The 22,944-nt window shown below is 61.0% G+C and carries 15 protein-coding genes; 5 read left to right on the top strand and 10 right to left on the bottom strand.

Annotated elements, in window-relative coordinates:
* The first annotated feature begins 258 nt into the window (after positions 1-258).
* The 3 genes from D0544_RS15785 to D0544_RS15775 are packed head-to-tail and all read left to right on the top strand — an operon-like array spanning position 259 to position 3,428.
* On the top strand, positions 259-1,584 hold the full coding sequence (locus D0544_RS15785; RefSeq protein WP_125017838.1) for an amino acid permease: 1,326 nt from the start codon (positions 259-261) through the stop codon (positions 1,582-1,584).
* A 16-nt stretch (positions 1,585-1,600) separates the two neighbouring features.
* Positions 1,601-2,857 carry an ATP-binding protein gene (locus D0544_RS15780; protein ID WP_125017836.1) on the top strand — a complete coding sequence of 419 codons (1,257 nt, stop codon included), beginning with the start codon at positions 1,601-1,603 and terminating at the stop codon, positions 2,855-2,857.
* A 4-nt stretch (positions 2,858-2,861) separates the two neighbouring features.
* Positions 2,862-3,428 (top strand): response regulator transcription factor, encoded by a 567-nt coding sequence (locus tag D0544_RS15775; protein ID WP_125017834.1) that lies wholly within the window; start codon positions 2,862-2,864, stop codon positions 3,426-3,428.
* 7 nt (positions 3,429-3,435) lie between these two features.
* Here D0544_RS15775 and D0544_RS15770 read toward each other — a convergent pair whose 3' ends face one another.
* The gene (locus D0544_RS15770; protein ID WP_125017832.1) at positions 3,436-5,424 is read right to left on the bottom strand and encodes a methyl-accepting chemotaxis protein; all 1,989 of its coding nucleotides are present in this window, start codon (positions 5,422-5,424) and stop codon (positions 3,436-3,438) included.
* 311 nt (positions 5,425-5,735) lie between these two features.
* Between D0544_RS15770 and D0544_RS15765 the strand changes: the two genes are divergently transcribed.
* Positions 5,736-8,138, top strand: coding sequence for a penicillin acylase family protein (locus tag D0544_RS15765; protein WP_164880950.1), 2,403 nt, complete (start codon positions 5,736-5,738; stop codon positions 8,136-8,138).
* 103 nt (positions 8,139-8,241) lie between these two features.
* Entirely contained in the window at positions 8,242-9,621 is a 1,380-nt protein-coding gene (locus D0544_RS15760) for a phenylacetate--CoA ligase family protein (protein ID WP_125017828.1), read from the top strand.
* Here the strand turns inward: D0544_RS15760 and can are convergent.
* From can to D0544_RS15715, 9 genes are all read right to left on the bottom strand, one after another.
* Positions 9,618-10,259 (bottom strand): carbonate dehydratase, encoded by a 642-nt coding sequence (gene can, locus D0544_RS15755; RefSeq protein WP_125017826.1) that lies wholly within the window; start codon positions 10,257-10,259, stop codon positions 9,618-9,620. The genes D0544_RS15760 and can overlap by 4 nt on opposite strands.
* A 45-nt stretch (positions 10,260-10,304) precedes the next feature.
* Complete coding sequence (locus D0544_RS15750) at positions 10,305-12,218, bottom strand: bifunctional metallophosphatase/5'-nucleotidase (protein WP_207905906.1); 1,914 nt, start codon at positions 12,216-12,218, stop codon at positions 10,305-10,307.
* Positions 12,219-12,367: 149 nt separating this feature from the next.
* Positions 12,368-12,844: a ribosomal protein S18-alanine N-acetyltransferase gene (gene rimI / locus D0544_RS15745; protein WP_125017824.1), complete on the bottom strand. Its 477-nt coding sequence runs from the start codon at positions 12,842-12,844 to the stop codon at positions 12,368-12,370.
* Positions 12,845-12,848: 4 nt separating this feature from the next.
* On the bottom strand, positions 12,849-13,742 hold the full coding sequence (locus D0544_RS15740; RefSeq protein WP_125017822.1) for a hypothetical protein: 894 nt from the start codon (positions 13,740-13,742) through the stop codon (positions 12,849-12,851).
* A 15-nt stretch (positions 13,743-13,757) separates the two neighbouring features.
* Positions 13,758-15,305, bottom strand: a complete 1,548-nt coding sequence (locus tag D0544_RS15735; RefSeq protein WP_125017819.1) for a 2-isopropylmalate synthase — start codon at positions 15,303-15,305, stop codon at positions 13,758-13,760.
* Positions 15,306-15,447: 142 nt separating this feature from the next.
* Positions 15,448-16,095, bottom strand: a complete 648-nt coding sequence (locus D0544_RS15730; protein ID WP_125017817.1) for a YiaD family glycine zipper/OmpA-like lipoprotein — start codon at positions 16,093-16,095, stop codon at positions 15,448-15,450.
* 167 nt (positions 16,096-16,262) lie between these two features.
* On the bottom strand, positions 16,263-18,932 hold the full coding sequence (locus D0544_RS15725; RefSeq protein WP_164880949.1) for a winged helix-turn-helix domain-containing protein: 2,670 nt from the start codon (positions 18,930-18,932) through the stop codon (positions 16,263-16,265).
* Between the two features lie 735 nt (positions 18,933-19,667).
* On the bottom strand, positions 19,668-21,038 hold the full coding sequence (locus D0544_RS15720; RefSeq protein WP_125017813.1) for a DUF1329 domain-containing protein: 1,371 nt from the start codon (positions 21,036-21,038) through the stop codon (positions 19,668-19,670).
* A 26-nt stretch (positions 21,039-21,064) separates the two neighbouring features.
* Positions 21,065-22,831, bottom strand: coding sequence for a DUF1302 domain-containing protein (locus tag D0544_RS15715; RefSeq protein ID WP_207905905.1), 1,767 nt, complete (start codon positions 22,829-22,831; stop codon positions 21,065-21,067).
* Positions 22,832-22,944: the final 113 nt, after the last annotated feature.

The raw sequence follows: 22,944 nt of genomic DNA, 5'->3' as shown, positions 1-22,944 counted from the left end.
CCCGCACAGGCGACGACAGTCAGGCTGACCTGTGGTAACCAGGGTACGGGATTGGATCGATAGGTGGTTGGGAAATGGGCGCTATTTTCACCGATCTTGGCGACAGACACAAACGTTCAATGAAGCTGCCGCGTGGGCACCACGGGCTCATGACCAGCACCGGGTTCCGCTAGCACCGCCCCAGATCAAGACGAAACACGCTATCCCGGGGAGCGGTGCTCTTCTATAATAGCAGGCACTTAACAGGGAATAGGTTGAATGAGCGCATCGACGAAGAAGGGACTGGGACTTTGGATCTGTACATCGCTGGTGGTCGGCAACGTGATCGGCTCCGGCATTTTTCTCCTGCCGGCCTCTCTCGCCTCCTATGGTGCCATCAGCCTGGTCGGCTGGGTCTTCACCTCCATCGGGGCCCTGCTGCTGGCTCTGGTTTTTGCCCGTCTGTCGGTGCTGGTACCTCGTGCCGGGGGACCCTATGCCTACTCCCGGGAGGGGCTGGGTGACTTCGCCGGCTTCCTGATCGCCTGGGGGCACTGGATCGCGGTATGGGCCGGCAACGCGGCCATCTGTGTGGCCTTTGTCAGTTACCTGACGGTGTTTTTCCCGGTGCTGGGCAGCAGCCCTGTCGCCTCCATCCTGACCGGGCTGGCCGCCCTGTGGGGCCTCTCCCTCGTAAACATCCGCGGCATCCATACCGCCGGCTTGGTGCAGCTGGTAACCACTGTGCTCAAGGTTCTGCCCCTGATTGCGGTCTCGCTGGTGGGCCTGTTTTACCTTAACCCCGAGCACTTCACCCCGGTCAACCGCAGCGGGGACTCCAATTTTTCCGCCATCACCGCCTGCGCAGCGCTGACCCTGTGGGCCTACCTGGGTCTGGAGTCGGCCACGGTACCGGCCGATGATGTTGAAAACCCGCGGGTGACCATCCCCCGCGCCACCATTCTGGGCACCCTGTTTTGTGCCCTCATCTATATCCTCTCGACCGTTTCCCTGATGGGGCTGATCGACCCCGACCAACTGGCCACCTCCAACGCCCCCTTCGCCGATGCGGCACGGCTGATGTGGGGCGACATCGGTTACTACGCGGTCGGACTGGGTGCCGTGATCTCCTGCTTTGGCGCCCTCAACGGCTGGATGATCCTGCAGGGACAGGTGCCCCACGCAGCCGCCCGCGACGGACTCTTTCCCGAGATCTTCAAGCGTGTTAACCGCAACGGTGTCCCCTACATGGGTATTCTGATCTCCAGCGTCCTGATTACCGTGCTGATGGTGATGAACTATACCCGCGGACTGGTAGCGGCTTTCACCTTTATTATTCTGCTCGCCACCCTGACCTCGCTGGTCCCCTACAGCTTCTCCGCCATTGCCGAGCTGATGATCCTCAGCAAACGGCGCGGCTCAGCCAACACCGAGCGACTACTGGGCCACAGCGTGATCGCCATGCTGGGATTTCTCTATAGCCTGTGGGCGATCGCCGGGTCGGGGCAGGACACCGTCTACTGGGGGTTTCTGCTCCTGATGCTGGGGTTGCCGGTCTACAGTTATGTGAAGTGGCAAAGCAGCACCCCCCCCGCCGACGGCTGACCTGAACCGGCCGCCCATGATCAGCTTTGCACCCCGCGAAAACCTTCGCCTGCTGTGCATCATTCGCGCGTTGATTGTGGGAGCCCTGTTGCTGGCGCTTATCTGGGCCCACAAGAGCCTCAACCTGCTACTCAATTTGCCCGCCCTGGGCTCGATTCTTTTGGTCAGCGCCCTGCTCACCCTGGTCACCCTCTGGCGGCTGCGCGCTACCACGCCTGTCACCCAGCCAGAGCTGTTTGGCCAGCTTCTGTTTGACCTGTGCAGCCTAAGCCTGGTGTTTTTTTTCAGTGGCGGCGCTACCAACCCCTTCCTTGCCCTCTATCTGGTCCCCCTGAGTATTGCCGCGGCCACCCTGGCCTGGCCCTACGCCTGGGCGATGCTGCTACTGTGCGTGCTTAGCTACGGAGTTCTGCTGTTTTTCTACGTCCCCCTGGCCGAGCTCTACCCGCAAGTACGGGTTGTGGGAGACAGCACGCGCATGGCGCAGATGCACGTCATGGGAATGTGGCTGACCTTCGTGGTGAGCGCCCTTCTGATCACGCTTTTTGTGGTGCGTATGGCCAGCGCCCTGAGGCGCAAGCAGCAGGAGCTCGCCGCCAACCGTGAGCGCCAGCTGCGCAACGAACAGCTGATGGCGATCGCCACTCTGGCGGCCGGCACCGCCCATGAGCTCGGCACTCCCCTGTCGACCCTCAAAACCCTGCTCCGTGAAATGCAACTGGATTACGCCTCTAACCCCGACCTCAGCCGGGATATCCAATGCCTGCTGGAGCAGGTCAACCTCTGCCGTGATTCACTCAATACGCTGGTTAGCCGCAGCCGGGACGGGCAGCCACAACCGGTCGAGGTGACAGCGCTGCTCGAACGCTTGCTGGACCGCTGGCGCCTCATGCGCCCTGAAGCGGAGATCGATCTGGCGCTGGAGCCGGGCCTCGATGCCCACCATACCCTGTGGGACCCCTCCCTCGATCAGGCCCTGCTCAACTTGCTTAACAATGCCGCCGACCAAAGCCCCCGAATCGCGCTTCAGGCCCGCCGCGATGGTGCGCAGCTGCAACTCCGTGTGCGTGATTACGGTAAGGGAATATCGGCGCGCACTGCGGAGCACCTGGGAGAGCTGTTCTTCTCCGGGAAGCGTGACGGCATGGGCATTGGCTTCAGCCTCAGCCAGGCCACCATTGAGCGCCTCGGCGGCCAGGTGCGACTCTACCGTCATCCGGAGCAGGGAACGCTCACCGAGATTATCCTCCCCCTTACCCCTGGAGCCCAATAAACGGATGAGCGAAAACCTGCCCCTACTGCTACTGATCGACGACGACACCACCTTCTTGCAGGTGATGGCAAGGGCCATGCGTCGCCGGGGCTTCGACGTCTTTACCGCCGACAGCGGAACCACCGCGCGACAGCTGCTCCAGCGCATAAAACCGGATTACGCGGTGCTCGACCTGAAGCTCCTCGATACCAGCGGGTTGGCACTGTTGCCTGAGCTCAAAGCGGTCAACCCGGCAATGGAGGTTGTACTGCTGACCGGTTACGCCAGCATCGCCACCGCCGTGGAGGCCGTCAAACTCGGTGCCAGCAACTACCTGTGCAAGCCCGCCGATGCCGATGAGGTTGCCAGCGCCCTGCTGTGCCAGCCCGCCGATCCCGGACGCCTGGAGCCGAGTGCGCCGCTCTCGGTAGACCAGCTGGAGTGGGAGCATATCCAGCGCATTCTGCAGGAACAGGGCGGTAACATCTCCGCCACCGCCCGGGTGTTGGGGATGCATCGACGAACCCTGCAAAGAAAGCTGCAGAAGCCGCCCCCCGCAGCGACGGGTGACGGCAACAGGGAGGAGGGCTAGCCCGTTATCAGATTCGGAACTGCCGAATCAGAGTGTTTTGCTGCTCCACCATATGCTGCAGGGAATCACTTTCATTGGCGGTCTGCTGGGCATTGTCGGAGGCCATCTCCGCCATTTCAGCAATGCTGGTCACACTCTGGGTCACCTGCTGGCTCACCACACTCTGCTCCTCCGCCGCGGTCGCTATCTGGGCGCTCATATCCTTGATACGACTCAGCCCCTCAACGATCGCCTCCAGCGCATCCTCGGTGTGCTGGGTGCTCTCCACACAGCTGGAGGCCTGCTCCGAACTGGAGGACATCATGGACGCCGCCTGGGACGCCTGGGTCTGCAGCTTCTCTACCGTGGCCTGGATATCCTGGGTCGACTGCTGGGTACGGCTCGCCAGGGCCCGCACCTCATCGGCCACTACCGCAAATCCACGCCCCTGTTCACCGGCCCGGGCCGCCTCAATAGCCGCATTGAGAGCCAACAGGTTGGTCTGCTCGGCAATGGTGCGAATCACATCCAGTACCGACCCGATCTCCGAGCTGAAATCGTTCAGGCGGTGGATGGTGTCAGTGGAGCTCAGCACACTTTTTTGCAGGTTTTGAATGTCGGCGATGGTTTCCAGAATCACCCGCTGGCTCTCCCCGGCCACCTCATTGAGGGATTCCACCTCCTGCAGCGAGTGCTCCACACTCCCGGCCACCTCGTGCGCCGTTGCCCCCATCTGGGTCACCGCCGAGGCCACCTGGGTGGTCTGCTCACGTTGCGACTCAATCGCTTGTAGCGAGTCCTCACTCACCTTGCGTGCCTTGGCTGCGGCATCGGATACCTGCTCCGAGCTGGCGTTGATTTGCGAGATCAGACTATGCAGGCGGCCCACCAACTGGTTGACCTGGGTGGCCAACACGCCAAACTCATCCTGACCGCTGGCATCCAGTTTGTGGGTCAGGTCGCCGGCAGCGATCTGGGAGAGGATTCGGTTTACCCGGTTGAGGGGACCGTGGATGCTGCGCCCGACCCATACCGCTACCGCGACGGCACAGACGACCGACGCCAGGCAGATCACCAGAATCAGGGTTTTATCCAGCCTCACAGTCGCACTCGCGGACTCCTGGGCAGTGGCGGCGATCGCCCGCACATCCTCCATCACGCGATTGAGGGCATCGATCGAGTGGTCGAGTGCCGCCGATTGCTGTTGCATCAACTCTGCCGTGCGCTCACTCCCGGACACCAGTTTAAGGTGGAGCTGAAGAAGGCCGTTCTCACCCCTCATCTGCTTATTAACAATGGCGAAGGAATCTTCGACGATGCCAAACACATCGGGCTCATTGGCGATGAGCCACTCCCGGTAGCCCTCCAACTCGGTCATCATTTCGAGAGCTTTGTCGACCGCCAGGGCTGCTGTTTCGCTGTCCTGGGCCGCGATCACCTCATCCACGTAGTTTCGCATGGCGCCGATCAGCGACATCATCTCCTGCAACTTACGTCCCAGCTCGCTTCCCCGTTGTTCGGCCACCATCATCCCCAGCTCGGAGGCGACAAAATCGATCTCGTACAGGTAGTCCTGCTCCGCCAGCTTGCGCGCGCGGGTGACGTCGAGATAGGCGGCGTGTTCGGCCAGCAGGCTATCCGCCCGGGAAAAAAACTCGGACGTGGACGCATCCAGCTCCTTGAGCAGCTCGCCTTCGCCAGCGGCAGTGGCCAGTTCGTTGATCTGCATGCGCTGGTGGTGATAGTGCTCGGCATGGCGGTCCAGGTTGCTGCGATGCTTGGGGAGCTCGGCAGGATTGGTCTCGATCCGGTACGCCATCACCGCCCGATTGGAGGCCAGCAGGCCCACCGCCAGCTCACTGCTACTGATCAGCAGGGGCGTTGTCTCCTGGGTCGTCACGTCGAGGCTATCGCTCAATGTCAGAATGCTTTGCAGGCCGGCACCCCCGGTCACCATCAGCAAAACCACCAGCACAGCGAACCCCAACCCGATTCGCTGGGTTACTTTTAAGCTCATTCCGCTCTCCTTTTGATACCGACGCAACTGACGAGCGACGGGTCCCCTGGGGGGGTATTATTTTATTGCACTGCCTGCAACCTTCCCTCGCCGGCGGGTTGATCGCGTCAACCGATTGCCCGGCAGGGGAACAACACTCCATATCGGCGCACAGGGTGTGTCGGCCCTGATGGGTGAAAACTTTAGCGTTATTGACTCTCCAAACCACCTCAACCGCCAGCAGCTTGACTAAAACAAACGTCTGTTTCACCATCAAGTCACAATAATAAACTCGGGCCCCCTTCATGAGCCACTCCCTCAGAAGAGTGATTTTGATTTTTATCATCCTCGCAACCCTTCCTCTCCTGTGGCTGGTCTATACCGACCAGCAGACCCAACCGGTACGCAGCGGACAACTTCATTTAACAGGGCTGGGGGGTCCCGTTGAGGTGCTCTTCGACGACTTCGGAATTCCCCATATCTACGCCCACACCAGAGAGGATGCGCAGCGCGCCCTGGGCTACCTGCACGCCCAGGACCGCCTGTTCCAGATGGACCTGCTTCGCCGTATAGGCGCAGGAACCCTGGCGGAGTTGTTTGGCGAAACCATGGTCGATACCGATCGCTTTTTCCGTACCCTGGGGGTCAACCGCTACGCCGCACAGCTGGCCGGACGCATGCGCCAGGCACCCGAGCTGCCGCAAAACCGCCTGGCCAGGGCCTACCAGGATGGCATCAACCATTACATCGCTACCCGCGCCAAGCCCCTGGAGTACCAGATCCTGCGGGTCGACCCCGAACCCTTCCGACTCGAGGATATAGGCCACACCATGGGCTACATGGCCTACAGTTTTGCCGGCGCCTTTAAAACCGACCCGCTCTACCACTGGATCGGCCAGCAGCTGGGGGAGCGCTACCTCGCCGATCTGGCCCCCGTTTATCTTGAGGGCGCCTTTACCACTGAAGCGCACCGCGTCACCACCCGCCCGGCAGCGGGCAGCGACGCCTTGCTGAGTCTCAGCGAGCAGGTTCTGCGTATCAACCGCGACCTCTTCCCCGCCGGCCACTTCATCGGCAGCAACTCCTGGGTACTGGCCCCCGAGCGCACCGCCAGCGGCAAGCCGATCCTGGCCAACGACCCCCATATTGGGATCGCTGTGCCTGCGGTCTGGTACGAAGCCCATATCAGCACCCCCGACTTCGAACTCTACGGCCACTACCTCGCGGGCATCCCCTTTGCGGTGCTGGGCAACAGCCGGTACCACGCCTGGGGACTGACCATGTTCGAAAACGATGACATCGACTTCTACCAGGAGCGGGCCAACCCCGATAACCCGCAGCAGGTATGGCACCGTGACCAGTGGCAGGACCTGAGCACCCGGCAGGAGCTGATCCGCATCAAGGGGGCAGAGCCGGTTACCCTCATCGTGCGTGAATCCGGGCACGGCCCCGTCATCAGCGACCTCAGCAAAGCGGCCATCCGCCTCGACGACAGCAGCCAGCCGGTGTCGATCTTCTGGACCTTCACCGACCCGGCCAACAACACGGTTGATGCTCTCTACCGGGTCAATAGCGCCCGCGGAATCGAGCAGTTCGAGGCGGCGGTGGCCGATATCTGGGCCCCCGGCCTGAACATCAACTACGCCGACACCCAGGGCAACATCGCCATGTGGGCCACCGGTCGCCTGCCCAACCGAGCGCCCGGGGTTCACAGCATGACCCTGCTCGACGGTGCCAGCGGCGAGCAGGATATCGACGGCTATCTCGACTTCAGCCACAACCCCCGGCGGGTCAACCCCGACAATGGGGTGATCTTCTCCGCCAACCACGCCTACTCGCAGCCCGGACAACCGATGATTCCCGGCTACTACGCCCCTGCCGACCGTGCCGAGCGGCTGCACCAGCTGCTTAGCCCGGAGAACAACGGCGACCGCCGGGACTGGACCCTGGAGGAGATGAAAGCACTTCAGCTCGACACCGAGGGCGCCCTCAACGACCATTTCCGTGATCGACTGTTGGCCAGCCTCCCTCCCCAGCAGGAGCCCCTCGCCCAGCAGGCCCTCAGCCAGCTGGCCAACTGGGACCTCCGCTACCCACTCGACAGCGTAGGCGCCACCCTCTTCGAGCGGGCCTACTACTTCGCCCTCAAAAACACCTTTGGCGACGAACTGGGGGATCGACTGGAGCTCTTCATGGCCACCTTTATGGCGGAAAACAGCTTCCAGCAGGTACTGGCCAACGCCGACTCCCCCTGGTGGGACAAATCAGGAACCGAAGCGGTGGAGCGCCGAGAGCAGATTCTGGCCGAGTCCTGGTCGCAGGCACTCGCCTCGCTGCGCAGCCAGTTTGGTGATGCGCCGAACGAGTGGGTCTGGGGCAGGGTGCACAGCATTGAGCACCCCCACCCCCTGGGCAAGATCAGGCCCCTCAACCGACTCTTCAATGTGGGCCCCTTCCCCATCGACAGCAGTAAGCGCTCACTTAGCAAAATGGGCTACAGCTACGACGAGTACCATTACCGGGTCAGCAGCAACCCCTCGACCCGCCGGATTATCCCGTTGGCCGATGTCGAACAGGCCCAGGGGATCAACCCGGTCGGCCAGTCGGGGAACCCTTTCGATCGCCACTTCGATGACCAGGCCCCGCTCTACAATCGGGGCGGCTACCGGCCCCAACTGATGAACCGCCAGCAGATCGAGCAGGCCGCGGACGAGCGCCTGGAGTTGATTCCCTAAGAGGGGCGCCAGGCAGAGGGTGCCCGCCTTCTGCCGCCGACCAGCCGATCTGCGTTTTTTGATCCATACTCTTAGGCACCCCGAGCCAACGCGATGGATCGCTATGTACACCACCCTGGTCTCCCGCCTTCTATTCCCTCTCCACGAGTCCCTTAAACGCCATAGTAGCGTCGCCCGCCATCGCCAACTCGAAGCCTCCCAATGGCTAAGCCGGGAGGAGCTAGAGCAACTGCAACGGGATAACCTGCGCCGTTTCCTGTGCCGCATCGCCGAGCAGGTGCCCTGGTACACTGAGCTCTTTGCCCGCCTCGGATTTGATCCCGCCCAGGAGGACTCCATGGCGGCCCTGCGGCAGCTGCCGTTGATGGATAAGGCCGTTATCCGTGCCCATCGTGAAGAGCTGATCGCCCGCGACGCCGGCCCACTGGCCCCGTTTAATACCGGAGGCTCCAGTGGTGAGCCGCTCAGGTTCCTGGTAGGCAAGGCACGAAAAAGCCACGACATCGCGGCCAAGTGGCGAGCCACCCGTTGGTGGGGAGTGGATATTGGCGATCCGGAGCTGGTGGTCTGGGGCTCTCCGGTGGAGCTGGGCAGTCAGGATCGACTGCGCCTGTTACGCGACCGTATGCTGCGCAGCCACCTGCTACCGGCCTTCGAAATGAGCGAAGCCAATGTTCAGCGTTACGTAGACACCATCGTCCAGCGCCGCCCCCGCATGCTGTTTGGGTATCCCTCGGCGCTGGCCCTGATCGCCAGCTTTGCAGAGCGCCGCAACGTCCCCCTCGACCGGCTCGGCATCAAAGTGGTGTTTGTCACCTCCGAGCGTCTCTACGAGAACCAGAAAGCGACCATCGAGCGGGTATTCGGTGCTCCCACAGCCAACGGCTATGGCGGCCGGGACGCCGGTTTTATCGCCCACCAGTGTCCCGCTGGCGGCATGCACATCAGCGCTGAAGACCTGGTTGTCGAGATCCTTGATGCCGATGGCAACCCCCTCCCGGCCGGCGAGCGCGGGGAGGTGGTGGTGACCCACACCGCCACCCACGAATTTCCCTTTGTACGTTACCGCACCGGCGACCTGGCCAGCCTCAGTACCGCCTGCTGTCCCTGCGGCCGGGGGCTTCCCCTGCTGGAGCGTATCGAGGGGCGGACCACCGACTTTCTGCTGGCCCGCGATGGCACCGTGCTTCACGCCCTGTCGCTGATCTATATCCTGCGGGACCTGGAGGCGGTACGCGAGTTTCGGATAGTGCAGGAGAGTCTGGAGGAGATTCGCCTGCAACTGGTGGTCGGCGATGAGTATGACCCTGCACTGGAGCAGCAGATCATTGCCGGGGTGCGCCAGCGACTGGGGGAGGTTCGGGTGGTGGTCGAGCGTCTGGAGGAGCTTCCCCGCGAGCGCTCAGGCAAGTTTCGCTACGTCAGCAGCAAACTGGCGGTCGACTGGAGCTCGGCCGCGCAGCCCTTGAGCGGACCGCTTTAGTCCTCGTCGTTGCCAACCCGGTAAGCCTCGGGCACCTGCTTGATGCCATCGACCCGCACCCCCAGATCCTTGACGATGCCATCCTTGACCGAATAGACCCAACCATGCACGGAGAGATCCTGTCCTCGACGCCAGGCGTTCTGGACAATATTGGTGTGGCATACATTACCCACCTGCTCGATCACATTGAGTTCACACAACAGGTCCGCCCGAGCCTCTTCGTCCGTCAGCATGTTGAAACGGTCCTGGTGCTGGTGGTAGATATCACGAATCACCCGCAGCCAGTTGTCGATCAGCCCCAGCTCCGCCTGCCCCAGTGCCGCCTTGACGCCGCCACAGCCATAGTGGCCGGTAACGATGATGTGCTTGACCTTTAACACCTCAACCGCGTACTGAAGTACCGCAAGGCAGTTGAGGTCAGTATGGATCACCACATTGGCTACGTTACGATGCACGAACAGCTCGCCGGGAAGCAGGCCAACAATCTCATTGGCCGGCACCCGGCTGTCGGAACAACCGATCCAGAGGTATTGGGGGGACTGTTGCTGGCTGAGCTTGTTGAAAAAATCCGGGTCTTCCTGAAGGATCTTCTCGGCCCACTCGCGATTGTTGTTTAACAGGTTAGTGAGATCGGTCATGTGATGGGATACCTGGGATAAGATCCACGCAGTATACCAGCTGTGTCAGCGCCTCTTTTTTAAGAAACGTAACAGCAGCCAGAGACTGAGTATCAGCAGCAGCGCCACCAGCGAGTATAGCGTCCACGCGATCCCCCCCGTATTAGCCAGCATCGCCCCTGGTGACAGGCTGGAGCGCTCAACCATGCGCTGCTCCCCGCTGACTCCATCGAGGGCGATATCAGCGATACCATCACCGCTGGTATCGGGCAGCGCACTGAAGTAGTCGAGTAGCGCTTTCCAGGCCTTGATCTCCTGTACCCCGGCTCGTGTTTCATCGCCGTCCACAATGGTCGCGCGAATATCCGCCAGCGGCCGACCGGAGGCATCCCGCGGGGTAGCCGACAGAAGTCCGTAGCTGATATCCCCGATCAGCCAGGTAAAGCCGCCCACGTAGGTGGTGCCGCCAATGCTGAAGAGCTCGGGATTATCCGCCGACAGATCGAGCTCCCGATAGCCCCGCTGCGAATCCCCCAGCTCCACCCGGGTAACCCGGTCGAAGGGGGGACGATAGTTATTGTAGGTAACCCGCACACCCGATAAGCGGGGAAAGTAGGAGTCCCCCCGCAGCTGGTAGCCCAGCAACAATACCTCGAAGATGCTCTTCAGGTCGGGGGGCCGAAACCACACCTTCATCAGGGGGTAACCGGGTTCATCGTTGAGTTCGCCGATGCCCAGAGGCTCCAGCCGATAGAGATCGGAGACCGCCTGCACCCCGCTTCGCCCTCGCCAGAGGTCGTCGCGAATGGTGCCGTTGCCGGTCAGGGCAATATCGGCCCCGGTGGCGGCGCGCAGGGCATCGGTGACCAGGTTACCCAGCACCGGATCCCCGTATTCACGGGTCAGGGTGCGGGGTGTGGTGACCAGCGGCTGATCGAAACGGTAGCCGAAGTCCTGCAGCACCTGCGCGGTAACCTGCGCCTTGAGGGCCTCAATACGGGCAGTGATCGCCGGGTCGCCCGGAGTACGGTCATCCACCGGATGCAGCTGATAGTCCACCACCCGCACCCGGCCCGCCTCCCGCGACAGCACCAGCTCACCCAGGTACTGTCCCTCGGAACCCGCCTGCACAATAGGGGTGTCACCCACCATAATGGGGCGCGAAAGCGGGGTGTGTGAGTGGCCACCGATCACCAGGTCGATACCCGGCACCTGCTGGACCAGGGTCACCTCCTCCCCTTCCCACTGGCCATCCTTGCCCGCAATCACCCCCATATGGGAGAGCAGGATCACCAGCTCTGCCCCCTGCTCGCGCAGGGTGGCGACCATCCGTTGCGCACTGTCCACCTGCTCAGCGAGGGTCACCGGCGCCTTGTTGGGGGCCACCTCACCGGCATCCACCCCCATCAGGCCGAACAAGCCAAAGGTGACGCCCCCTCGCTCCAGCAACATTCCCTCCCGGATCAGACCCGCCTCGACCACCGCCTGCAGGCTGTCATCGGCCGGGTCGTCGGCATCGAACACCAGGTTGGAAGCCAATACAGGCACCAGTCCGGGGGTGTGTTGCTGGGCGGCGCGAAACATCCTGGCCAGCCCATCGGGGCGAAAATCGAACTCGTGGTTGCCCAGGGTGACGGCATCGTACCCCAGTTGGGTGAGCAGCTGCAGCTCGGCCCCGGTCTCGCGAGTGAGGGTATGGAACAGGGTACCCATGCTGAAGTCGCCGCCGTCAAGCAGCAACACCGGCCCCTGGGATCCGGCGGCCTGGCGCCGTTCATTAATGAGGGTGGCCAGGCGAGCAATGCCGCCGCGGGTATCGTCGTCATTGATACTCTGGGGGCTGTACTCCAGATTGGGGCCAAACCCCAGCAGGCGCGATTGCCAGTCGTTGGTGTGGAGCACCGTAATGGTCTGGGCCATCGCCGGCAGGACAGTCACTAGGGTGGTCAGCGCGGCCCACAGCCGCAGGGTCTTAAACATCAAGGCCCCTCCTTTGCATCGCGGGTGATCTTGTGGTGGTAACGACAGCAGTGTAGTCCCCGCCCGGGGTGGCATAAAGCCAACAATGGCGACACACCGGGGGCAAATGGGTTCACTTCAAGCCAGGCCTAGGCGCTGCAAGGGGAACGCTACTCCTCCCAGGGCCCCGCCCCCTCAAAGCTGTAGGCCATGATCAGGCAATCCTCCCGCCCACCGACGGCCGGGTAGTAGTTCTTGCGCCGCCCCAGCTCATTGAACCCCATCGATTCGTACAAGCGGATCGCCGCCAGGTTGGAAGGACGCACCTCAAGAAACAGGGTTTCGGCCTTCACCCCCAGGGCAATATCCAGGAAGTGCTGTAAAAAGTCGCGCCCGATCCCCAACCCCTGGGTCTCCGGGCTCACCGTAATATTGAGCAGGTGGGCCTCGCCGGCGGCGGCACTGAGCACACCATGACCAATCAGCCGCGAGCCCTTCTCGATCACCCAGCAGCTGTAGCCGGGTTTCAGGCAGCCGGCGAAGATTCCCCGGGTCCAGGGGTGGCTGAAAGCGCGCACCTCGACCGCCATCACCGCATCCAGGTCGGCCTCCACCATCGGCCTAAACCGATAATCCCGCTCGACCATTGCCCTAGGACTCCCTGGTGGTTTGCAGGTAGCCACGCAAAGCGTGCCAGGTTTCCCGTTTCAATTCGGGTAACTTCATCAGGGCGTTTAGGCTGTGGCACAGCAGCAGGGTACGCTCCCCTTGTGTGACCACCTGGCCCGGCTCCTGATGCTCGTCGAGCAGCAGCGAGATCGCCTGCGGGCCGAGCAGCATCAACCGGGTACAGCGATTCCAGCGCTCATCCTGCTGCAGCCAGTGCACCAGGGTGTCCCGGGCCACCCCTATGCCCTGGTCGATGGCACCGTTGTCCACCAGGGGCCAGTGAAAGCCTTTGCGCTCCTGGGGGTCAAGGGGCCAGCCGATGCTGCGGGCGATATCCTGCAACAGCTGCTGATGGAAGCGGGTAAAGCCACCCACCTCCGAATGGGGGAGGTCGGCGATCACCCAGTGGCGGTCGCTGAGGGCAATGATCTCCAGTCGGCAGCGGGGCACTTCGACCGCGGCAGGGGGCTCCAGGTCCGTGGCCACCCCCTCCGTCTCCACCCTCGGCGCATCAGCGTCCGGCGGTGCCACCACCAGCGGTGGAGCGACCTTGGGCTTGGGCGCCACCGGCGCCTGCGCCGATTGTTTGAGCGCGGCCAGGGCTTCCTTCCCTCCCCGAGGGCTGGCCGGGGGGCGCGCCTGGGGAGCACCGGCGGGGGCGCTCAGTTGTGGCGCATAGCGCGGCTCAGCGGCCGTGTCGGGCATGGGGTTTGGCAGCGGACTGGCCGTCGCCCCGGCCTGGGGCTGCGGCCGGGACGACTGATCCCAGATCCAGGCACAGCGGGTCGAGGGCTTGGCACAGGGCAGCCGCTTACGGGCAAACCAGGGCTGGACACCCATGGCACTGAGGTACTGCTGGCGCTGCTGCTCTAGCACGGCGAAGGCTTCCGGTCAGACATCCGCAATCTGCGGGTGGGCCCGATCAACGCCCTTGCACAGCAGGTTGAGGGCGTTGATATAGGCCTTTTCCGAGGCCACGATGATATCGGTGTCGGCACCGTTGCCGTTGACGATCCGGCCCCCCTTCTCAAGCCGTACGGTCACCTCGCCCTGGGAGTCAGTTCCCTTGGTGATGGCGTTAACGGAGTAGAGCACCAGTGTAGCGTCCGACTGGGCGATCTTTTCGATCGCCTTGAAGACCGCGTCCACAGGCCCGTCGCCGACGCACTCAACGCTCTGCTCCTGACCATCCACATTGAGGGTAACCCGGGCCATGGGGGTCTCGCCGGTACGCGAGCATACCTCGGAGCAGACCAGCTTATAGGTTTCGGGGACGTCGGCCGCCAACGTATCGCTGACCAGCGCCTGCAGATCCTCGTCGAAAATTTCGTGCTTCTTATCCGCCAGCTCCTTGAAGCGGGCAAAGGCTGTATTGAGCTCGGACTCGGTGTTGAATCCGATCCCCAACTCCTCAAGTCGACTCTTGAAGGCCGCGCGACCGGAGTGTTTGCCCAGCACCATTTTGTTGGTGGTCCAGCCGACGCTTTCGGCACTCATGATCTCGTAGGTTTCGCGGTGCTTGAGCACCCCGTCCTGGTGAATCCCGGACTCATGGGCAAACGCATTGGCCCCCACGATCGCCTTGTTGGGTTGTACCGGGAAACCGGTAATACCGGACACCAGCTTGGAGGTGGCGACGATGTGACGGGTGTCGATATTGGTCTCCAGCCCCAGCAGGTCCTTGCGGGTTTTGAGCGCCATCACAAACTCCTCCAGCGAGGCGTTTCCCGCCCGCTCACCGAGTCCGTTGATGGTGCACTCCACCTGCCGCGCCCCCTGCACCACCGATGCCAGCGAGTTGGCCACGGCCAGACCGAGATCATTGTGGCAGTGCACCGAGAAGATCGCCTTGTCGGCATTGGGGATACGAGCGATCAACTGGGCAATGGTCTCCCCAAACTGGTGGGGAATGGCATAGCCGACCGTGTCGGGAATGTTGATGGTGCGAGCACCAGCATCGATCGCCGCCTCGATGATGCGGCACAGAAAGTCGATCTCGGAGCGCCCCGCATCCTCGCAGGAAAACTCCACATCGGCGATCAGGTTACGGGCCCGCTTGACCGCATAAACCGCCTGCTCCACCACCTGCTCGGGCTGCATCCGCAGCTTGTGCTGCATATGGATGGGGGAGGTGGCAATAAAAGTGTGGATACGGCCGGATGCCGCTCCCCTGAGGGCCTCACCCGCGCGATCGATGTCGTTATCCAGCGCCCGCGCCAGGCCGCAGACCGTACTCTCACGGATGGTTTCGGCGACCGCTTTAACCGCCTCAAAGTCACCGGGGCTGGCGACCGGGAAACCCGCTTCGATCACATCCACCCGCATCATCTCCAGAGCCCGGGCAATGCGCAGTTTCTCCTCGCGGGTCATGGAAGCACCCGGACTCTGCTCGCCGTCGCGCAGCGTAGTATCAAAGATCACAACCCGATCGTTACTCATGCCTCAACCCCCTCTCATTCCATACGCGCAGGGCAAGCCAGCCGCCCGCGAATTGCGGCCAGTTTATCAGTTAACAGAGCGGGAGAATATGCCAGCAAAGCCTCAACCGGCGACTCGATTGGCCGCCGGTTGAGCGCCGAACTTATTGCACGGGGGGACGAAGGTTGATCTCGACTCGACGGTTCAGGGCGCGGCCACTGGTACTGTCGTTACTGGCGATAGGCTGGTCGGGGCCGGCGCCAAAATAGGAGATCCGCGGGCCGGCCACGCCCTGGTTAACCAGGTAGCTGGCAACGCTCTGGGCGCGCTTTTCCGAGAGGCTCATATTGTACTGGCGGCTCCCTGTGCTGTCGGTGTGGCCTACGACCTCGACGGTGTTCTTGTCGAACTCCTGAAGCACCAGTGCAACCGACCCCAACACACTGTAGAAGCTTGCCTGGATGTTATAGGAGTTGGTCGCAAAAGTGATGTTACCCGGCATGATCAGCTTGAGATCATTGCCGTTGCGCTGTACCTGCACGCCGGTACCCTGCAGGCGCTGGCGCAGGGCCGCCTCCTGCCGGTCGGTGTAATACCCATACCCGGCACCGGCCGCACCGCCCAGGGCCGCACCCGCCAGTGCCCCATCCTTACCATTAGCCAGGCCACCGACCACAGCCCCTGCCAAGGCACCAATGCCACCATATTTGGTGGTTTTGTTGATCTCCTGCTCGCCGGTATAGGGGTTCGTGGTCTGGCAACCGGCCAGCAAAAGGGCGCTGAGACTGATTGCAGTTAACTGTTTGATCATAGGTGCTATTCCTGTGTTCTATGGGTCTTTTCGCCCGACAGTACCGCTGAAGGAGCAGCGCCGTCACGGCCGTTTCCAACAATCTAGCAGAAAAAGGGTAAAGGAAGGGTAAGGAGGATCACAGCTTTGCGTATTCTCCGCCCGCCTTTACCCTTCCCGGGCATCGGTTACACCAACCCCAGCTCCCGCGCTTTGGCAGCTGCCTGGGTCCGGCTTCTTACTTCCAGCTTGTTGTTGATGCGGCGGGCGTGGGTCTTCACGGTGTGCAGCGAAATAAAGAGCTTGTCGGCGATCTGCTGGTTCGAGAGCCCGCTGGCGATCAGCTTGAGTACCGCCATCTCCCGTTTGCTGATCGGCTCATTCAACTGGCGGTTAATTTCCAGAAGGCGGTTTTCCGCGCTCTCCTTTTCCGGGCTGCTGGGTGCCTTCGCGCAGATCATGGCCAGCATCCGCCGCGCAAACTCGTTCTCCCCCAGCTGCTGCAGAGGGGCAACAATGGCATCGCCCAGCTCTCTGAAGGGGTAGATCATCCCCGACCCCTCCAGCAGTTCAAGCGCCTCCCGCAGGCGCTCTTGCGCCTCAGTCACCTGACCAGCCAGATTACGGGCGGCCGCCTCGTAGAGCAGGGCAACCCCCTGATAATTGTAAAGCTGCTGTCGGCGGTACTTGTCCGCACTGACGGCCGCCACCTCAGCCGCCCCCTGGGGATTGCCATCGGCCAGCAGCAGCCGACAATAGATCAGCTTGGTCAGGCCCGGCAAAAAGTGCAGGTAGGGCGGGGGCCACACCTGTTCGCTGTCATAGAGCTCAACCAACCGCTCGAGCCAGCCCCGGGCCTGCTCGAGTTTGCCCTGGTAGATCCAGAGGTCACACTTCAGCACCGTCAGCCAGGCCAGGTAGAACACCTGGGGAATATCCCACAGGTTCATCAAGCGCTCGACCTCGGCGAGCATGTTAAAGGCCGCCCCAATATCCTTACGGTTGCGGTAGATCAGGATACGGACCGTATACCCCAATACCACGGAGACGTCCCGGGCCCGTTCGGCGATGGGAATGCCCCTGCGGGCCCAGCTCTCCGCTTCGTCGAGATTCTGCTGCTTCCACAGGGCAAACCCCTTGAGCATGTAGAGGCGACCCAGGCTGGTGGTATCGGCATCGCAATAGATCCGCTTGGTATGCTCATCGATATGGCGCACAGCAATATCCAGGTGCCCCCGATCCATCATCAGGGAGGCCTGATCAAAGCACATAAGCAGCTCAAACAGGCTATGCCCCGAGCGCTGAGCCTCCTCGACTGACATCCGGTTATAGTCCCGTGCAGGCTCTATCTGCCCCCGGCTGAGGTGGCAATTACAAAGCACCGACAGTGCAATAATACGCGCGCCATAAGACTCTGGGGGGAGTTGCTCCAACGCCGCCTGGGCAGATTCTTCCGCACCTTTAAGGTCAGAGCGCCCCCGCAAAATCACCGCCCGGATCGCGAGCTCCTGCCCCCGATAAAAGGCATGCTCCTTCTCTCCGAATTTTGAAAGCGTGGCAAGCAGGCGCTCAGCTTCCGCCAACTGGCAGCTGAGAGCCAACGCCCAACTGTAGATCACCACCAGGCGGGGGCGTCCTGTGATCAGCTGTTCCGGCAGCTCCGCCCGCCAGCTGAGTAGCTGCGACAGATTCTGCTCTGCCAGCAGCTGCTCCTCCGATAAGCCCTGCACAAGGCGGGATGCGCCGTCGACATCATTGGCTCGCAATGCATAGTCCACCGCTTGCGGCATCTGGCCACGTTCATGGAACCAGCGACTCGCCCGCTCCCACACGAGGGTTGTTCGCAGATTGCCGCGCTGCACGCTCTGTTCCTGTAGGAATTCGGCAAACAGGTGGTGGTAGCGATACCAGGTACCTTCATGGTTAAGGGGCACCAGAAATACCCCCTTACTGCGGAGCAGCTCCAGCAGCTCCAGGCTGTTCTGGCGATGCCCCACCGCATCACAGAGCTTGGCGCTAAAACTATCGAGCAGGGCCGTATCGAGCAAAAACTCCTGAACTTCCCTACCCAGGCGGACAAACACCTCCTCCAGCAGATAGTTGGCGATAAACTGCTCGGTACCTTTCAAGGCCCTGATATGCTGGCAAGGGTCGGATTCACGACTGAGCGCCATGACAAAAAGACGCAAGCCGGTAATCCACCCCTCACTGCGCCGCTCAACCAACGAAATATCACCGGAAGTGAGACCGTTGAAGCCTTCCCCGAGAAGATAGCTTTCGATCTCCTCGTGGGTAAAGCGCAGCTCCTCCTGCCCGATCTCAGCCAGCTGGCGATTGAGGCGCAATTTTGAGATCGCCACCCCCATTTGGTAACGACTGGTTAACAGCAGGCGAACATTGGGGGGTAAATGGTCGAAGAGAAAGTGCATACACTGATGCACCGCCTCCCGGTTTATCACGTGATAGTCATCGAGGGCCAACACCAGCGGCTGCTTTAGCTGCCATAACTCCTCCAGCAAGGGAGTGAGTACCGACTCAAAAGAGAGGGGTTGGTGCGCCTGATGAACGCTCAACTGCTCCAGAGAGGCCTCGCTGGCTCCCTCGTCGAGGCAACGGCCGAATGCGTGAACAAGATAGGTGAGGAAGCGCTGAAGGTTATTGTCGCGCTCATCAAGAGACAACCAGGCAACCCGGTGGGTTTCAGACAGTCGTTGCAGCCACTCAATGGCCAGGGTCGATTTACCAAAACCGGCCGGGGCGCTGATTACCGCCAGCCGACAGTTTGACCGGTCTAACAGCTCGATCAGTCGAGGCCGAGGAATATGCCCCTGTGGCAGAGGCGGGCGATAAAGCTTCATCCCCAGAATTGTTCCGGGAAGCGTTGACTCGCCCCTACTCGCCCGAACGTTGGTTAACGAGGGGGGATCTATCTCTCGACTCACTACCATTCTCGCCCTGCTTCTCTGCTGTTCGAGATGCAGTACATCGCCGCATCTCGTGATTATCAGTTGCATTATGCAGTGTCGGGCAAGAGCAAATCAATTCGGACTCAGCGGTCAACACTAACCCAGGTCATGAAATTCCCCGATTGGGGTCGAGCCGATGGGGCCTGCTTGGATCGCCTCCCGACCCTGCGTTAGCCGACCTTCAACCGGAAGCTTACGGCATCAGGCGCTGCCGCCGTTCCTGGCTCTCGACCCAAAGAGATGTCGGGAGTGTCTGTATTGACGATAGATAGCCACAGGAGCAAAAAACGGCTGCGGCATACGACTGACAGGGATGTCTGGAGTGTCGTTTTTGCAGGAAAAAAAACGACCTGTTACCCCAAGGATCGCTATCGGCATACCGACTCTCCCTGGGCATAAGCCGCTAACGCCCTCCCTGGCTCTCGCGGCATACCACCTTTCCCTGGGCATAAGCCGCTAACGCCCTCCCTGGCTCTCGCGGCATACCGCCCTTCCCTGGGCATAAGCCGCTAACGCCCTCCCTGGCTCTCGCGGCATACCGCCCTTCCCTGGGCATAAAAAAGCCGGGCAAAGCCCGGCTAAATCAAGAGTAGGTTGACGGCCAGTCAGGCTGGCCGTCTATGAGGTTTAGCGTACACCGGAACGGCGCAGGGCCGCAGGCGTATAGTCCTTAGTGGTGGCTTCAAAGCCGAACTGATAGCCAATTTTCTCTTCGTTTTGCAGGCCCAGCACGAGATAGCGGCCGGCAAGCAGATCATTGAGGGTCTCAGCGGCGTACCATGGAGTACCGATGGGGTAGAAGTGCATATTGTACGCCTGAGCGACACGCCACAGCTGTCCACGGCCATCGAAGTGGTCAATCACCGATGCCTGCCAGCTGTCCTCGTCGAGGAACATCACCCGCTTGGCATAGATATGACGCTCACCCTCTTTCAGCGTACCCACAACTTCCCACACACGGTGCAGCTCGTAACGAGTGTACTGGGGGTCGATATGGCCCGCCTTGATGATGTCTTCGTAGGTATGCTCGTTAGAGTAGAGGTTGTAGCTGTTGTAGGGGATGTACATCTCCTTTTTACCCACCAGCTTCCAGTCGTAACGATCGGGGGCTCCGTTATACATATCGAAGTTGTCTGAGGTGCGCAGACCGTCGGAAGCAGTACCCGGGCCATCGTAGGCTACCTGAGGCGCACGACGCACCCGGCGCTGACCGGCATTGTAAACCCAGGCCATACGCGGCTGCTCAACCTGGTCGATGGTCTCGTGGACCAGCAGAACATTACCCGCCAGACGCGCCGGCTCCAGTACGCGCTGCTTGAAATAGAACAGCAGGTTGTTGAGGTTACCATCGAAGTCGGTCACCTTGTCACTGAAGGTAAACTCATCCTGGAACTTCACCGCAGAGAACGAGCCAGAGGTCGTCGGGGTGGCCTGGATAATGGTACGTTTGGTACTACCACCGCGATAGCGAACCGTATGGTTCCATACCGCCTCAACACCGGCCTGGGGGATCGGGAAGGGGGTAGATCCAATGTGCTTGTAGTTCTTCAGGCCATTGCCGCCACGAACCGTGTCCACAGAGGTCGCGTTGGCAAAGGTCTGCTCCTGCACCTCCTGGGGCACCGTCGCCGTACGATGGGTGGGGTAAACCGGCATGCTGTAGGTTTCAGGGTACAGCTTGAACATGGCCTTCTGGCCTTCGCTCAGCTTGTCCGCATACTGCTCATAGTTTTGAGCCGTGATGGTGAACAGAGGCTTCTCGTCCGCAAAGGGATCGGCCAGGCTACCGTTTTCGTCAAAGGGTGCGTAAGCCTTGGTCAAACCGCCGGTCCACTCGGGAATGGTGCCATCGGCATTACCTGCACGCTCGGCGCCCAACGGAGTCAGGTCCTTGTTCAGTCGGGCCGCTTCCTCGGGAGAAACGGCTGCCATCACACTGGCGCTCATCAGGGTCAGCGCCATGGCGCCGGCACCGATCAGTTTCTTATGCATATTCATTTATAATTCTCTCCGTAATCTGTCGCTTAGAAGCTGGCGCTAACGCTGGCAGCAAAGAAGTCACGATCGGTACTGGTGTTGTAGTCGCCACCGAAAAAGTCGGTGTAGGACACTGACGCCTTGTAGGTATTGAGGTACTCACCGGTCAGGCCAACAGAAACCGCCTTGCGCCCCTCATTGAAGTTCTGGCCCCAGCCATCCACATCGTGGGAAAAGGCCACACTGGGTGTCATGTTGATACCGGCAAAGACGTCGTTGTACTTGGCACTCACGCGTGCACGATAACCCCAGGAGAAGTCGCTGTAGTAACCGTCGCCATGACACTGCGCCTTACTGTCACCGGCAGGCGAGCCGAACTGTGCCGCCAACCCTAAACAGGCGCCGGCTTTATCAGCCCCCGGGCCATAAACGGGGTGACGACCTAAGCGCTCACCGCCCTTGTCAGGGTCATCCAGACCGCCGATCCAGTTGGCGCCGGCTTCGGCCACCAGCGACACACGGCTGGCGCCCAACACCTGGTCAAAGAAATGGATAGCGGTTACCTGGGCCTGGGTCACCTCTTTACGGCGATAGGCATTAAACCCTTCACCGGAATAGGGCAAACCTGTCACTCCAAGCTGAGTGAAAGGCTCTACCAGTGCCAGCAGCGAGTCGACGGTATTGGTGGTCAGTGGCTGGTTGGGACGGTAGCTCACCTCACCGCTGACAGCGGTTTGACCCAGGGTCGTGGCAAAACTCAAACCGTAGAGGCGAATATCCTCCGGGTACTGCACTTGATACTGACTGAAGAACAGCGCATCAAAAACCGGGTCTCCAAGGATGTCAGCTTTATCACCGGACTCACCAAAACCAAGGCTGGGCAAGCGGCTGTGATAGTTCATAAAGTAGGCGCCGAACTCGGTCTCACCCAGCTCCTCGGCGTACCAACGAATGGCCGCACCCCACTGGCCGTCATCGCTGGGCTCGTCGTCTTTGGCGCGCTTCAGCCCCTGGGACTGCACAGCTACCGTCATACGGTCATTACAGCCCTCGGTAACGGTATCGGTACCGAAGAAGGTGCCGCAGTTGTCCAGGGTCGTGGGCTTCCACTCGAACTGGTAGAAGGCTTCGAGGGAGAGGGTATCGGACAGGCCCTGCTGCACGTAGAGCATCTCCAACGGCATCAGGCCTTCCTTGATCTCGGCACCCGGCTTGCGGAAGGCGGAGACATCGATCGGGTTGGCGGAGTTGATGCTGTTCTGGATAAAGGTGGACTCACCCCAGCTGACCACCTGGCTGCCGAGGCGAACCGTACCGGGCTGGTCAAACAGCTCATAGTTGTGCCATACGTAGTAGTCGAGCAGCTCGGCGCCCTTGCTCTGGGACAGGGCAGGCTTCCCTTTGTCGCTCAGCTGGATAAATTCCGTCTCGCGGCGCTGCTCAAAGTCGTACCAGTACTTGCCGCGAACAAAGACACCGCTATCGCCGTAGGTCAACTCCAGGTCGTGAATACCCTTCACCACCTCAGAGAAACGCTGCCCCTTTTTGTAGTTCAGCTTGCCGTCGTCGGTGGTGCTACTGAACGCCCGCCCCCCGGTCTTACTGTTGTTGCTGTAATAGTCCTTGTCAGCGTCTGCCGCTGCCCAGCTGACGCCGTAAGAGAGGGTGGAATCGAAGTTACCCCTGATCTCCCCATCCATCAGCTCGAAACTGATGGCCTGGGCCTGAGAGGAAAGCACTGCAGCGGTTACCGCAGCTGCCAGTGGCAGACGGGTAAACTGGTGCCAGGTGCGTGAGGAATTACGCATACTCATTGGACACTACTCCGTTGTTATTATCGTTTTTTGTGTTGTGAGGGGACGTTGATCGCCCCTCTTATTATTGTGTTTTAGCCAGGTTTTAGGTCTCAGCTAAACTACAGTCCCAC

Source organism: Aestuariirhabdus litorea (assembly GCF_003864255.1).
GTDB lineage: Bacteria > Pseudomonadota > Gammaproteobacteria > Pseudomonadales > Aestuariirhabdaceae > Aestuariirhabdus > Aestuariirhabdus litorea.
This window is presented reverse-complemented; position numbering and strand designations above follow the sequence as displayed.

Coding starts and splice junctions, on each gene's coding strand:
- D0544_RS15780 (WP_125017836.1), top strand. CDS start 1,601: ATGATCAGCTTTGCACCCCGCGAAAACCTTCGCCTGCTGTGCATCATT.
- D0544_RS15750 (WP_207905906.1), bottom strand. CDS start 12,218: ATGTTTAAGACCCTGCGGCTGTGGGCCGCGCTGACCACCCTAGTGACT.
- can (WP_125017826.1), bottom strand. CDS start 10,259: ATGACCGATCTCACTAACCTGTTAAACAACAATCGCGAGTGGGCCGAG.
- D0544_RS15775 (WP_125017834.1), top strand. CDS start 2,862: ATGAGCGAAAACCTGCCCCTACTGCTACTGATCGACGACGACACCACC.
- D0544_RS15720 (WP_125017813.1), bottom strand. CDS start 21,038: ATGAATATGCATAAGAAACTGATCGGTGCCGGCGCCATGGCGCTGACC.
- D0544_RS15735 (WP_125017819.1), bottom strand. CDS start 15,305: ATGAGTAACGATCGGGTTGTGATCTTTGATACTACGCTGCGCGACGGC.
- D0544_RS15715 (WP_207905905.1), bottom strand. CDS start 22,831: ATGAGTATGCGTAATTCCTCACGCACCTGGCACCAGTTTACCCGTCTG.
- D0544_RS15760 (WP_125017828.1), top strand. CDS start 8,242: ATGTACACCACCCTGGTCTCCCGCCTTCTATTCCCTCTCCACGAGTCC.
- D0544_RS15725 (WP_164880949.1), bottom strand. CDS start 18,932: ATGAAGCTTTATCGCCCGCCTCTGCCACAGGGGCATATTCCTCGGCCT.
- D0544_RS15730 (WP_125017817.1), bottom strand. CDS start 16,095: ATGATCAAACAGTTAACTGCAATCAGTCTCAGCGCCCTTTTGCTGGCC.
- rimI (WP_125017824.1), bottom strand. CDS start 12,844: ATGGTCGAGCGGGATTATCGGTTTAGGCCGATGGTGGAGGCCGACCTG.
- D0544_RS15770 (WP_125017832.1), bottom strand. CDS start 5,424: ATGAGCTTAAAAGTAACCCAGCGAATCGGGTTGGGGTTCGCTGTGCTG.
- D0544_RS15785 (WP_125017838.1), top strand. CDS start 259: ATGAGCGCATCGACGAAGAAGGGACTGGGACTTTGGATCTGTACATCG.